The organism is Kribbella sp. (assembly GCF_035687465.1).
In the GTDB taxonomy this organism is placed as follows: domain Bacteria; phylum Actinomycetota; class Actinomycetes; order Propionibacteriales; family Kribbellaceae; genus Kribbella.
This window is the reverse complement of sequence record NZ_DASRXP010000381.1, coordinates 22,645-35,406: the sequence shown is the minus strand read 5'-3', so window position 1 is coordinate 35,406 and position 12,762 is coordinate 22,645. Positions and strand designations below refer to the sequence as shown.

The window sequence follows — 12,762 nt, the reverse complement described above, 5'->3', positions numbered from 1 at the left end:
GTCGGTGTTCTTTTCGCGTGCCTGTGGGCCATACCAGGCAGACCTCGCCAATGGGCAATGAACTGGTTCGAGGCGCTGCTCGGCCTCGTGTTGCAGTCAATCCTGGCACTGCTCGTCTTCTCGACCACACTGGCTCTGGTGACGGCTGTCTTCGGCTTGACAGACACACTCGGGTGGCTGCCTGTCAGTGGGCTCGCGATCGCCGTTCTGATCGCGGGGTTCAGACTGCGAAGACTCTTCGAGAGCATGAGCACGATGATGCGACCCGGGATGGGCAGCATGGTCATGGGTGGCCTTGCGCGCCGCGGCGCGATGACCGCCGTGCGACGGATCATGGGCGCCGTCGGCAGCAGGGCGGCCAGCCCGGCCGTCGGAGAGCGGCAAGCGAACAAGGGCGGAGCCCACGAACCATCGGTCGAGCGGGCCACCTCCGTCAGGCTCTTCCGACAGGCGCCAGCCGTCGGATCATCCGGCGGTGGATCGATAATGTCGCGTCAGCGCCCAGCCCATGAGCTTGCGGCTAGTCAAGACCGGCGGGCCATCGAAGGCAGCGCCAACCCAGCAGGATCTGCTCCAGGCGGCCGGAAGGATTTGGCGTTCGGCAAATCGAAGGAGCAGCAGAGTCGCGTCATCCAGGGGACGACGGTCTCCGCGTCCGCGCTTGGTTCAGAAGGTTCAGGGCCAGGACGGCGTCGGGCTATCTCCGTCGGTCTCGCCTCAACCTCGGGTGCCACATCCGGGTCGGCTGCCGCAACTGCCAGCGGGAATTCGGCGGAGTCGCGACGAGCCCGCCACGCCCGCGATACGCGCGCATCGTCCTCTGCGGCGAGCCGGTTCGAGCCTCGCGTCCACACTCACTCAGCCAGCCTGCGTGACGGTCCGCCGAAGGCTCCGCGTGAGCGCCGCCGCTCGCCGGCCGGCGCGCAACGACGTTTCCGTGAGTACTCAAGCGTGACCAAGGACGGCGTCACCGTGATGGTGCCGACGCGCAGGTGAGCACGGGATGAGAAACCGGGATCGCGATCGGAAGCGCGGGAAGGATCCGGAGGGACCGGACGACGATCCCGACGCCGTCGGCCGACCGCGTCCGGACGAGCCATCGAGTTGGCGTGATGTGGTGCGCACCGACTACTCGTATCCAGACGAGATCGACGACCTGAAGCGTCGCGAGCGCCGGCACGCAAAACGATCCTGGCGCCGCGACGACCATGCACAGCGGATGGCCTGGCTGCGCGACCAGCGTCAGGCCGAGCCGACCAGTCCGGTGACGGTGATCGTTGCCGTACTCATCCTCGCGATCATCGTTCTCGGTCTAGGAGGAGGCCTACCGCGACTCCTTGGCGGTGACGAACCCGCGAAGGGTGACATCGGCCTGTTGACGCCTTCCCTTGCACCGGAACAAACCGCACCCGGAACACCCGTGGAGTCGACCCCTCAATCAACTCTCTCGCCGACCTCGACGATCTCCACGCCACCCGTGCTCACGGAGCGTCCTTCGGCTCTTGCGACCACGGCTGCGGCGGACGTCGCGACCAGTTGGGCTCGCACCTTCTACACACGGGATCCATCGGCGGAGACCTATGCCGACCTAGTGACGAAGACAGCCCCTCTGATCACAAACGAGGTCGGAGAGAGCCTGATCTCAGCGGGGGATTCGACGTATGACGCCCTCAAAGCTGATGGTGGCAAGTCCACAGTCGCCTCGGCGATCGTGACCGCGCCGCGACCAGATTCGGCTCCCGTCGATACGCCGACGCGGATCAGCCGACTTGTCACCATCACGATCGATGTGACCGGAAAGCGTCCGAACAGGATCCAGCTGCCTTTGCTCCTCACGCTCGTGCCGGAAGGCAGCGTCTGGGTCATCAGCGACATGAATGGTGGCGCCGGCCCATGATCGAGCGGGTGAGCTGACCGTGTCCATGAACCGGGAAGGCGGCGGTGTCCTGGAGGGCAGATCGGTGGTGCTGAAGGTACTCGGGGTCCTCGCTCTTGTCGGCCTGTTGGGGCTGGTCATGATCATGCCGTTCGGAGCGAGTGGAGACCGCTTCGTAGCCGGTTGTCCAGTAGGCGACGGCGCCCGCGCAGATGATCCGCCAGCCGCCGCTCCGACCAGAGCCAGGCAGGTCGAGTTTGCCAAGATCATTGACGCGGTTGCTGTTGCTCGGGGCCTTCCCGGTCGGGCGACCCTCGTGGCTCTGATGACGGCGTTGCAGGAGTCGCAGCTCGAGAACATCAACTATGGCGATCGGGACTCGGTCGGCCTGTTTCAGCAGCGGCCTTCCGCGGGCTGGGGCAGCGTTAAACAGATCCTTGATCCCAACTACGCTGCCGAGGCCTTCTTCGGGGGCGCCAAGCTGCCCAGTCCACCAGGACTGGTGGACATTAATGGTTGGCCTTCGATGTCCTACACCGAAGCAGCTCAGGCAGTTCAGGTCTCTGCGTTCCCGAACGCGTATGCCCGGCACGAGGAGACAGCGAGGCAGATCGCGCAAGAAGCCGGAATCGATCTGGAGCGTCCTGGTGATCCGTACGCGGGGCGTAAGGGCCCCAAACCCAAACCCACCGTGCCGAGCGGGGAGCCGCTAGTGCTCGATGAGTGCGACGATAGTCAGGGTCTGATCGCTGGTCGCCCATTGAATGGTGTCTGGCCTCCGCAGGCCGCGACTGTCTCGGATCCAACCGGAACTGGTGGAATGGTCACCCCTCGCACGGCGTTGTGGGTCAGTCAGGCTCGCGCGACGTTGGCAAATCCGCCGATGAGCTGTTGGGACCCTCATGTCTGGAATCCAACCAGCGATCATCCAAAGGGAAAAGCTTGTGACGTTTTCGTTGGCGGTGATGGGCGCCGGTCGGCTGCAGTCCGCGCGAAGGGGGATCGGATCGCGAATTGGACGATCCAGACGGCCGCTCAGACTGGCGTCAGGTACGTCATCTGGTACGGCAAGATCTGGAATGCCCGCACTGGCAGCTGGAAACCGTACGACGGTGGCGGGATCTACGATCCTGGCAATGCCACCGGCGGTCACTTCGACCACGTCCATGTTTCGCTTTACTGATGGCAGAGGCACTGAATGAGCGGTGTTGAGGGCCCAGACCAGCCAGATCGACCATCTGGAGGCGAACCTCCGAGGGACAAGTCGGATGGTCGGCCAGGCGATCCACGACTACCCAGCCGTGGGCCTCAGCCGGTTCCGCCACCCGGCGGTCGTAGTCCAGGCGGAGTCGGGCTTGTCCTTTCAGAGACAGTGAGTGGAGTCGTTTGGGCTGTCGCGAGCTTCCTGATCATCTACTGGTTCTGCCAGCTCTTCGGCTTCGACGAGGCGACCTGGGTTCTGATCTGTATCTGGCTTGCTTCGGGCGCCGCCATTCTGTGGCCCGCAACTGATGGTCTGATAGCCCGCTATCTGTTCGGCCTTCGCCGGCCAACCATGGTGGAGAGCCAGAGATTGATGCCGAGTTGGTACGCGGTTGCAGGGCGGACCCGAGTGGACATGAATCGCTACTCGCTGTGGATTCAGAATGCGGAGGGCGCGACGGCCGCAGCAGCCGGGGGGCATACCGTCGCAGTAACTGGCTGGGCGATGTATACCCTGCCGCCGAGCCACCTGGAATCCGTGATGGCGTTCGATTTCGCTTCGCACCTTCACGGTCACACGTGGCTGAGTAGACTCGCGCTCTGGTATTCCGTGCCCGCCCGGCTCGTCGCGATGGGGATCAGACAACTTCTTAAACTGAGTCGTACGATTCCAGCGATCGGTTGCACGATTGTTGGATTCCTGATCCTTGCGTATCTAGGGCTCCTGCTGGTCGCACTCGTCTTCTACGACAGTCTCGCCGTGCCGTTGTTCTACCTGTCCCCGGTATTCTTGCCGCTGCTATTCAGCGGTCTAGCCCGCTGGAACGAGCGGATGGCTGATCGAGCAACTGCCGATCTCGGCTACGGGCGTAAGTTGCTCGAGGTCTTCTATGGATGGCAGGCGCAACATCAAGAGGTCTCTCGGCGACTGGGGCTAACGCAGCCTGATTGGCTTGGCGGCCAGCCGTCTGTCGCCGAGCGGATCCGTGCCCTGGAGAACTACATTCAGCGCTCTTGAAGAATTTGAATCTCACGGTGATCGACCTGCGGGGCGAGGAAGGTTAGTAGGTGGTGGGCTTCTGTCTCTATGGCGTTGTGGTGGCGTTTTGGGATCGGGGTGAGGGGGGTGATTGTCAGGTGGGCGGTGGATTTGGTGAGGGTGGGTTTCCAGGTGGCGGTGGTGGTGCCGTCTACCAGGAGGGTGGGTTTGATGATGCCGTTGTTGGTGAAGACGTGGCGGCGGTGTTTTTCGGGGAGGACTCGGGTTCGGTCTGTGTGGGAGAGGTAGAGGTTGTCGAAGTCTGGGAGGAAGCGGATCGGGGCCGGGGTGTCTGGGTCGGGGAGGGTGATCGACTCCAGGTCGTAGAGGTCTCGGGTGGAGCCTTCCAGGCGGTAGGTGCGGAGGGTGGGGCGTAGGCGGGTGAAGACCTCGGTCAGGTGGGTCAGGCCCGACCACTGCTGCATGTCCAGGGCCGTGGCTGGGCCGAAGGCGGCCAGGTAGCGGAGGACCAGGGCGTCGATCGTGTACGGCGTGCCGTCGGAGCCGAGCCAAGTTGCGAGGGTGGTGGTTGTTGGTTGTCCGCCTTGGCCCCAGATTCCGCGTGGGGGTACTTGGACGCCGGGCACCAGGTCTCGGACGGCGCGGGACAGGGCCGCCGGCGTGAACTCGGGGACCTCTGCGGCCAGGGCCTCGCCGAGTTCGGTGCTGCTCAGGGGTGAGGCGGAGAGTAGGCGGTGGCCGGCGCGAGCTAGAGGTTCGAGGATGGCTTGGAGGGGGCGGACGTTCTGGTTCGATGCCAGGCCGCGGGAGTGGACCTCGCGGAGGAGGGGATAGATGCCCTGGGCATCGATGGCGCTGACGAGGTGGATCGTGCCGCGCATCAGGGGGAGCCGGACTGTGGAGCGGTCGTACATGAGTTTGACCAGTTCGTCCGGCTGGAAGTTCACCAAGCGGGTCCAGAGGCCCGTGTAGGGGGAGAGGGCGGCCTGGGATTGCATGCCGGTCAGGCGTTCGATCGCTTCGAGGGCGGAGGCCGGTTGGCGTTCGAGCAGCCACTGACGAGCAAGGGTGGCGCGGTTCAGGGCCTGGCGAGTGAGGGTGGTCATCCGATCAGCCTGACCTCGGTGGTGACGGCGCCGCCAGCTGCGAAGGTGAGGAGTTGGTTGCCCTCGGCCTCTAAAGCATCCAGTGCGGAGCGGGGGAGTTTGGTGACCGGTTCGACCTCGAGGATGGCGGACTTCTTGCCCTGGCGGACCAGCTTCCACAGGGCAGCCGCGCGGCCGTCGTACAGGGCTGAGCCGCGGCTGAGGGTTTCCTGGAGCAGGAGGCGTTGACGTTCGGCGTCGTCGATCCAGCGGTTGCGGTCGGCGTGGGAGAGCAGGAGGTTGTCGTACTCCGGCAGGAACCGCGTCGGCACCGGCAGGTCCTCGTCGGGGAGCTCGATCGTCGGAAGGTCGTACAAAGTGCGCCCTGACGAGGCATCCAAGTAGGTCCGCAGGTCGAGGCGATCGAACACCTCGTTCAGCCGGGTGAGACCGGACCAGGCCTGGGCGTCCGCCACGGAGGCAGGTCCGAACGCGGCCAGGTAGCGGAGGACCACCGCGTCGATGGACGGCGACGGGTCCACCGGCGAGCCGAGCCACAGATCGGCCGTGGACATCGCCGGGTTGCCGCCCTTGCCCCAGACACCTCGCGGCGGCACCTGGATGGTGGGCAGCAGGCACCGTACTGCGTGCGCCAGGGAAGGTGGTTCGCGGTCGGGCCAGAGTGGTCCCAGAGCGTCACGGAGCTGGACCGCGGTCTGCGGGCTGGAAGCCATCAACGAGGCACCCGCGGCGAGAACAGCCGGCATGTCCAGCCCCTCCAGACGCTTCCGGCCGTAGGTCTGGTTCTGGTAGATCTCGCGGTCCATGCAGGGCTGCACGAGCGGCCGGATAGCGAGGAAATCCCGGCTCGACATCAGGTGGATCGTTGCGCGCATCATCGAACCGCGGACAGCGCGCCGGTCCTCCAGGAGTCCGGCAAGCTCTGAAGGATCGAAGTCCACCAGCCGCGACCACAGCCCGACGTACGGGGAGAGAGGGACCTGCGCCTGCATGCCGACCAGGTGCTCGATTGCCTCCAGGGCGGTGAAGCCCTGACGCTCGACCAGCCACTGCCGGACGAGGGTGGCGCGGTTCAGAGCCCGCAGACTCAACTTCGACATTCGCTGATCCTCTCTCAAGCCTGAGGCCAAGACTAGAAGTAATAGAGGACAGCTCTGGTCCGCTATTCGCGCAGGCGGACGCCGTCAAGGTTTTCCCTTGCGGAGACGTGAGGACGGGAAGTTTGCTTCCCAGTGAGGCGAGTGGCGAACTATGGTCGCGACGGTTCGTAGTCGTAGCATCACGTTCGTCGACTTTGGGAGGGAATATGACGAAGCGCGTGAATCGCCACAAGGCGGTCGCGGCCGTCACGGCGGGGTTCGTCGCTGTCACGCTGGGCTTCTCGTTCACCAGCGCCGCGGGGGCCGCGCCGGACACCAGTACTGCGAGTAGGACGGCGCAGGCCGACGCATTGCCGCCGAACCTCAAGCTGATCCGCACCAAGACTTCCCTGCTCGGCAAGCACCTCTGGTACCAGCAGACCTTCAAGGGCCTGCCAGTGATCAACGGGTACTACGCCAAGCACCTCGACAAGTCCGGAAACCTCGTCCAACTGCAGGACGGGCGCGACGCAGTACCGGAGTCCATGGACGTCACCGCGAGGGTGCCCTCGGCAACCGCCACCAAGAACGCCAACACCGTGGTCACCGCGCGCGCACTGCGCAGCCGGATCGCCCAGCCGAACAAGAACGTGACGCCGACGCCGGCCGCGACCCAGAGCGCCGCCCAGCTCGCCGTCATCGGCGGCCCGGACGCACGGCTGGTCTGGAACGTCACCTCCCGCTCCACCGAGGGCGCCACCCGGTCGCTCGTGGACGCGAGTTCCGGCACCGTGGTCGAGTCCAAGGTGATCAGCGACAACATCGACGGCAAGGGGTCCGTGTTCGATCCGAACCCGGTGGTCAGCAAGAAGAACGAGAAGCTGACCGACCAGGACGACAAGAACACCAACGAGCTGTTCACCGCGCAGAAGAACGTGATTCTGCGCAACCTGGACGGCAGCGGCAAGCTCGTCGGCCCGTACGTGAACATCAAGGAAGCCAAGGGCGGCCTGGCCCAGAGCAAGAACAACACCTTCGTCTACCAGCGGGCCAACGACAAGTTCGAGCAGGTGATGGCGTACTACCAGGTCAACCAGACCCAGGAGTACATCCACCAGCTCGGCTTCGAAGACGTGAACAACGAGTCGCAGGACTTCTCGATCAACACCTTCGAGGGCGACAACTCGTTCTACAGCCCCGCCGACGACATGATCACGATGGGCGAAGGTGGCGTCGACGACGCCGAGGACGCCGAGGTGATCTGGCACGAGTACGGTCACGCGATCCAGGACGACGTCGTGCCCGGGTTCGGCGAGACGATCGAGGCGGGCTCGATCGGTGAGGGCTTCGGCGACTACTGGGCCGTCACCATGTCGATCCCGGTCAGCAAGAACTTCGAGCTGCCCTGTGTGATGGACTGGGACGCCACCTCGTACACGTCGACCGAGCCGCACTGCCTGCGCCGGACCGACACCGGCAAGACCACCGACGACATCGTCGGCGAGGTGCACGACGACGGCGAGATCTGGTCGAACGCGCTCTGGGACATCCACAAGGCGCTCGGCCGGACCAAGGCCAACCGGGTGATCCTCGAAGGCACCTTCCACTACGCGCCGGACACCACCTTCGCCGACGCGGCGAAGGCGACCGTGCAGACCGCCCGCCTCCTCTACGGCAAGGCGGCCGCCGACCAGGTCACCACCGCCTTCAAGGCGCGCAAGATTCTCTGACGGCCACCAACCAGCTCATGCGTCCACGGCTACTGTGGGCGCATGAGCTGGAGCACTGCGGATATCCCTGACCTCACCGGCCGGCGTGCGCTGGTGACCGGCGCCACGAGCGGCCTCGGCTACTACACGGCGCTCGAACTCCTGAAGCACGGCGCCGACGTGATCGTCGCCGCGCGCAACCCGCAGAAGGCCGAACAAGCGGCGAACAGGCTCGCGGAGCAGGCCCAGACCAGACCTGAGGTGCTCGACCTCGACCTCGCCGACCTGGAGAGTGTCGAGAAGGCAGCCGCCCAGCTGGACGGCCCGCTGGATCTGCTGGTGAACAACGCCGGCGTGATGGCGCCGCCGTACCGGACGACAGCCGACGGGTTCGAGCTGCAGATGGGTACGAACCATCTCGGCCATTTCGCCCTGACCGCGCGTCTCCTGCCGCTCCTCCTGCAGGCAGCAGAGCCCCGGGTGGTGACGGTGAGCTCCTTCATGCACAAGGGCGCGCGCGGCCTCAGCGAGGGCGACTTCCAGGCCACGAACGGCTATAGCAAGTGGGACGCTTACAGCAAGTCCAAGCTCGCGAACCTGCTCTTCATGCTCGAGCTCGATCGCCGCGCCCGCGCCGCCGGTTCGAACCTGCTGAGCGCCGGCGCCCATCCGGGATACGCCAGGACAGACCTGCAAACGGCCGGCCCCCAGCTCGGCGGCATCAGCCTCGAAGCCCGCGTACTGGCAGGCGCTACCAAGATCGTCGGCCAGCCCGCCGCTGCCGGCGCCTGGCCCAGCCTGTACGCCGCGACGCAGTCCGACCTGCGACCTGGTTCGTTCGTCGGCCCCGCGTTCCTGGGGTACCGCGGCGCGCCCAAGGTGGTCCAACCGTCGAAGATCGCGCGCGACCCCGTCCTGGCCAAGCAGCTCTGGGCCTGGTCCGCAGAGGCCACCGGCGTCGACGCCTTCTAGCCCGCCACTTCTTGCCACCTCAGCGAAGGTAGGCCACCCTGTGTGGTCGGACGATCACACAACTCGGAGGAAGTGTCATGGGTACGAGCCGCCGTCGTTTCCTAGGACTCTCTGCTGCAGCCATCGGTAGCGCAGCAGTCGGAATCACCCCAGCCGCAGCAGCACGCCGCGAGGGCAACACCCTCTACCTCGGCACCTACACCTCCCAGTCAGGCGGTGGAACCGGGATCGGACTCGCCTCGTACGACGCTCAGTCCGGCGCGATCACCTCGACCGGCGTACTGACCGGAGTCGACGATCCGTCGTTCCTCGTCCTCTCGCCGTCCGGCCGGAACCTGTACGCCGTGAACGAGCAGACGGGTGGGGGAGTGACAGCCGTGGCAGTGGATGCCCCAGGCAAGCTTCGCGTGCTCAACCGCCAGCCCACAGGTGGTTCCGCGCCGTGCCATCTCGCCCTCGTTGCCGATAGCAAGTACCTGCTGAGCGCGAACTACGGCTCAGGTGACGTCGCTGTGCACCCGGTCAATCCCGATGGCAGCCTCGGAACCCGGACCGATCTGGTGAAGCACGTCGGCGCGCAGCCCCACGCCCATCAGGTGATCGAAGCCGGCAAGTACATCCTGGCGGTCGATCTCGGCACCGATTCGGTCTACACCTACACCCTCGACGCCGGGAAGCTGACCCAGCGCTCCCAGGCCACCCTGAAGGCCGGCTCCGGCCCGCGGCACCTGGCCTTCCACCCGTCCGGCCGCTACGCCTACGTCGCCAACGAGTTGGACAGCACGATCGCCATCTGCGGCTATGACGGAGCCACCGGCCAACTGACCCCCGGTGCGACGCTGTCGACCGTGCCGGCGGGGTCGCCGCAGAACTTCCCGGGCGAGGTGATCGTCTCGGCGGACGGCCGGTTCGTCTACCTCACGAACCGTGGCCACAACAGCATCGCGGTCTTCGCCGTCGAGTCCGAGGGAGCGATTCTCCGGCTGCAGGCGACCCCGTCCTGTGGCGGCGACTGGCCCCGCCACTGCACCCTCGACCCGACCGGGAACCTCCTGTTCGTGGCGAACCAGCGGTCGAACGCGATCACCACTTTTCACAGAGATCAACAGACTGGGACCTTGACGCCGGCGACCACGTTCGGGACGCCGGTTCCTGTCTGCACGCTGCCGGCCTGAGCAAACTTGTTTGATCTTGAGCGAGATCTTGCTTCTCTGTGTTGAAAACGTTTCCATGGAACAGACCTTTCCCGCCCCGGAAGGACTGCTCCATGCTGCTCAGAACACATCGCCGACGGCTGAGCGTGCTGCTGGCCGCCGGCCTGCTCGCGACGACCGCCCTCGCGGCTGGGAACTCCCAAGCCGCAACCGACCAGACGACTGGCTGGCAAGTCGGCACCCCGCCGCTGACAACCCCATGGACCGCCGACGTCTCCCCGACCAACGCCCTGCCCGAGTACCCACGTCCACAGCTGACCAGAGACCGTTGGCAGAACCTCAACGGCCTCTGGCAGTTCGCCGCGGCCACCCCGGGAGAAGCACCGCCGATCGGGAGATCACTGGCCGAGCAGGTGCTCGTGCCGTATCCGATCGAGTCAGCGCTCTCCGGCATCCAGAGGCATGAGGATCGGATGTGGTACCGCCGTACCTTCACCGTGCCGAACAACTGGAGAGGCCAGCGGCTCCTGCTGCATTTCGGTGCCGTCGACTACGACGCGAAGGTGTGGGTCAACGGTCGCCAGGTCGCCACGCATCGCGGTGGCTACGACGGTTTCGACGTGGACGTGACGAATGTTCTGCATCGCTCCGGCCCGCAGGAGTTGATCGTCTGGGCCGAGGACCTCACCGACGAGACGTTCCAGCCGATCGGCAAGCAGCGCGAGGTGGGCGATCACGGGATCTTCTACCAGGGCAGCTCCGGCATCTGGCGCACCGTCTGGATGGAGCCGGTGAACACCTCGTCGATCGACCGCCTCCAACTCACCCCGGAGCTCGGGACCAGCTCGCTGAAAGTCACCGCCGACACCAGCGGACCAGCCGGTCTCGACGTCGAGGTCACGGCGTACGACGGCAAACGGAAGGTCGCAACGGTCAGAGGCAAGGCTGACACCGAGCTGAAGCTCTCGATCAAGAACCCCAAGTTGTGGTCGCCGGACAGCCCGTTCCTCTATGACCTGAAGGTGAAACTGATCGATCGCGGCCGGACCGTCGACCAGGTCGGCTCGTACTCCGGGATGCGGTCGGTCGGCAAGGTGAAAGGGGCCGACGGCAAGCTCCGGCTCGCGCTGAACGGCAAGATCCTGTTCAACCTCTCCACCCTCGACCAGGGGTTCTGGCCGGACGGACTGAACACCGCGCCGACCGACGAGGCGCTGCGGTTCGACCTCGAGCAGCACAAGGAACTCGGTTTCAACACCGTCCGCAAGCACATCAAGGTCGAACCGGATCGCTGGTACTACCACGCGGACAAGCTCGGCTTGATGGTCTGGCAGGACATGCCGGCCTCGAAGACCGATGCGATGCCCGAGCCTTGGCGAGCCCAGTTCGAGGCCGAGTTGCACGAGATGGTCGAGGAGCACAAGAGCTTCACCTCGATCACCACCTGGGTGCCGTTCAACGAGGGCTGGGGTGAGTGGAACCTGGCCGACACGGGCCGGATCGCCGACTCCGTCAAGCAGCAGGACCCGTCCCGGCTGGTCAACGCCCACAGCGGGATGAACTGCTGCAACTCCAAGGGCGACTCCGGCCGCGGCGACATGATCGACCACCACGCCTACCTCGGCCCGGCGACCTCGGCGCCCGCTGGTGAGCGGGTCGCGGTGGACGGCGAGCATGGCGGATTCGGACTGAAGACACCGGACCACATGTGGTTCGGCGATGGTTTCGCGTACGAGATGACGCCCGACAAGACCACCCTCACCCGCCGGTACGTCGAGAATCAGCGCGACGTATTGCGCTCGGCCAACTCCTGCGGGATCAGCGGATCGGTCTACACCCAGATCACGGACGTCGAAGGCGAGCTGAACGGTTTCTTCACCTACGACCGCCAGGTCAGCAAGATGGACACTGCCCAGGTCCTGGCGGTGAACAAGTCGATCATCGCCGGCGCGGACGGCACCGGCAGCTCCGGTCCGCCCCTGCCGCCGGGCACACCAGGTGCCGACGGCATCCATTTCTATCCACTCGACGGTACTGCGGAAGACGCCGTCGGCAACAACGACGCAACCCTCAAGAACGGTGCGACCTTTGTCGCGGGCAAGAACGCGCAAGGCGTTGCACTGAACGGATCCGGCCAGTTCGTCGATACGAATGCCCAGCTGCTCGACACCAGTGGCAACTACACCGCGGCCGCCTGGGTGAAGCTGAATAAGGCCGACGGGTCGTTCCAGACCGTGGTGAGTCAGGACGGCGACCGCGACAGTGCGTTCTTCCTGCAGTACTCCGGCCAGGACCAGCGGTTCGCGATGAGCTTCCCCGGACAACGCGCACTCGCGCCGACCAAGCCGAACCCGGGCCAGTGGTACCACCTGACCGGCGTACGGGATGCTGCGAAGGGAGAGCTGAGGCTCTACGTCGACGGCGAACTGGTCGCCACCAAGAGCGCGTGCAGCCTGGACGCCACCTCGACCGGGAACACGGTGATCGGTCGCGCCAAGTTCGGCGGCAACGAGGTGGACCACCTCGACGGGACCGTTGACCAGGTCCACCTGTTCGACCGCGCGCTCGACTCGGCGGAGGTGAGAAGCCTGTACGACTCGGGGCGCTGACGGCTCGGGAGCGGCCAGTCGAGGTGCGAGGACGTCGCAGAACCCCGATCCTGG

General features: G+C 65.4%; 9 protein-coding genes. 7 read left to right on the top strand and 2 right to left on the bottom strand.

Going from position 1 to position 12,762, the window contains the following annotated elements:
- Positions 1–1,003: 1,003 nt before the first annotated feature.
- From VFG33_RS20170 to VFG33_RS20160, 3 genes are all read left to right on the top strand, one after another.
- Positions 1,004–1,897, top strand: coding sequence for a hypothetical protein (locus tag VFG33_RS20170; RefSeq protein ID WP_325054461.1), 894 nt, complete (start codon positions 1,004–1,006; stop codon positions 1,895–1,897).
- A 25-nt stretch (positions 1,898–1,922) separates the two neighbouring features.
- The gene (locus VFG33_RS20165) at positions 1,923–3,059 is read left to right on the top strand and encodes a VldE C-terminal domain-containing protein (RefSeq protein WP_325054463.1); all 1,137 of its coding nucleotides are present in this window, start codon (positions 1,923–1,925) and stop codon (positions 3,057–3,059) included.
- Between the two features lie 189 nt (positions 3,060–3,248).
- Positions 3,249–4,097: a M48 family metalloprotease gene (locus tag VFG33_RS20160; protein ID WP_325054460.1), complete on the top strand. Its 849-nt coding sequence runs from the start codon at positions 3,249–3,251 to the stop codon at positions 4,095–4,097.
- On the opposite strand, the gene VFG33_RS20155 is transcribed toward VFG33_RS20160, so the two are convergent.
- Both VFG33_RS20155 and VFG33_RS20150 read right to left on the bottom strand, forming a co-directional pair.
- Positions 4,085–5,185 carry a winged helix DNA-binding domain-containing protein gene (locus tag VFG33_RS20155; RefSeq protein WP_325054459.1) on the bottom strand — a complete coding sequence of 367 codons (1,101 nt, stop codon included), beginning with the start codon at positions 5,183–5,185 and terminating at the stop codon, positions 4,085–4,087. The genes VFG33_RS20160 and VFG33_RS20155 overlap by 13 nt on opposite strands.
- Positions 5,182–6,285 carry a winged helix DNA-binding domain-containing protein gene (locus VFG33_RS20150; protein ID WP_325054458.1) on the bottom strand — a complete coding sequence of 368 codons (1,104 nt, stop codon included), beginning with the start codon at positions 6,283–6,285 and terminating at the stop codon, positions 5,182–5,184. Before VFG33_RS20150 ends, VFG33_RS20155 begins: the two co-directional genes overlap by 4 nt.
- A 206-nt stretch (positions 6,286–6,491) precedes the next feature.
- Here VFG33_RS20150 and VFG33_RS20145 point away from each other — a divergent pair, with 206 nt between their 5' ends.
- From VFG33_RS20145 to VFG33_RS20130, 4 genes are all read left to right on the top strand, one after another.
- Positions 6,492–7,994 carry a M36 family metallopeptidase gene (locus VFG33_RS20145; protein ID WP_325054457.1) on the top strand — a complete coding sequence of 501 codons (1,503 nt, stop codon included), beginning with the start codon at positions 6,492–6,494 and terminating at the stop codon, positions 7,992–7,994.
- A gap of 42 nt (positions 7,995–8,036) precedes the next feature.
- Positions 8,037–8,945 carry an oxidoreductase gene (locus VFG33_RS20140; protein ID WP_325054456.1) on the top strand — a complete coding sequence of 303 codons (909 nt, stop codon included), beginning with the start codon at positions 8,037–8,039 and terminating at the stop codon, positions 8,943–8,945.
- 77 nt (positions 8,946–9,022) lie between these two features.
- Positions 9,023–10,120, top strand: coding sequence for a lactonase family protein (locus tag VFG33_RS20135; RefSeq protein ID WP_325054455.1), 1,098 nt, complete (start codon positions 9,023–9,025; stop codon positions 10,118–10,120).
- A gap of 92 nt (positions 10,121–10,212) precedes the next feature.
- Positions 10,213–12,708, top strand: a complete 2,496-nt coding sequence (locus VFG33_RS20130; protein ID WP_325054454.1) for a LamG-like jellyroll fold domain-containing protein — start codon at positions 10,213–10,215, stop codon at positions 12,706–12,708.
- The last annotated feature ends 54 nt before the right edge of the window (positions 12,709–12,762 follow it).

Excerpts from the sequence above, each read along its gene's own strand:
- VFG33_RS20170 (WP_325054461.1), top strand. The coding sequence starts at position 1,004 with ATGAGAAACCGGGATCGCGATCGGAAGCGCGGGAAGGATCCGGAGGGA.
- VFG33_RS20165 (WP_325054463.1), top strand. The coding sequence starts at position 1,923 with ATGAACCGGGAAGGCGGCGGTGTCCTGGAGGGCAGATCGGTGGTGCTG.
- VFG33_RS20135 (WP_325054455.1), top strand. The coding sequence starts at position 9,023 with ATGGGTACGAGCCGCCGTCGTTTCCTAGGACTCTCTGCTGCAGCCATC.
- VFG33_RS20145 (WP_325054457.1), top strand. The coding sequence starts at position 6,492 with ATGACGAAGCGCGTGAATCGCCACAAGGCGGTCGCGGCCGTCACGGCG.
- VFG33_RS20150 (WP_325054458.1), bottom strand. The coding sequence starts at position 6,285 with ATGTCGAAGTTGAGTCTGCGGGCTCTGAACCGCGCCACCCTCGTCCGG.
- VFG33_RS20140 (WP_325054456.1), top strand. The coding sequence starts at position 8,037 with ATGAGCTGGAGCACTGCGGATATCCCTGACCTCACCGGCCGGCGTGCG.
- VFG33_RS20130 (WP_325054454.1), top strand. The coding sequence starts at position 10,213 with ATGCTGCTCAGAACACATCGCCGACGGCTGAGCGTGCTGCTGGCCGCC.
- VFG33_RS20155 (WP_325054459.1), bottom strand. The coding sequence starts at position 5,185 with ATGACCACCCTCACTCGCCAGGCCCTGAACCGCGCCACCCTTGCTCGT.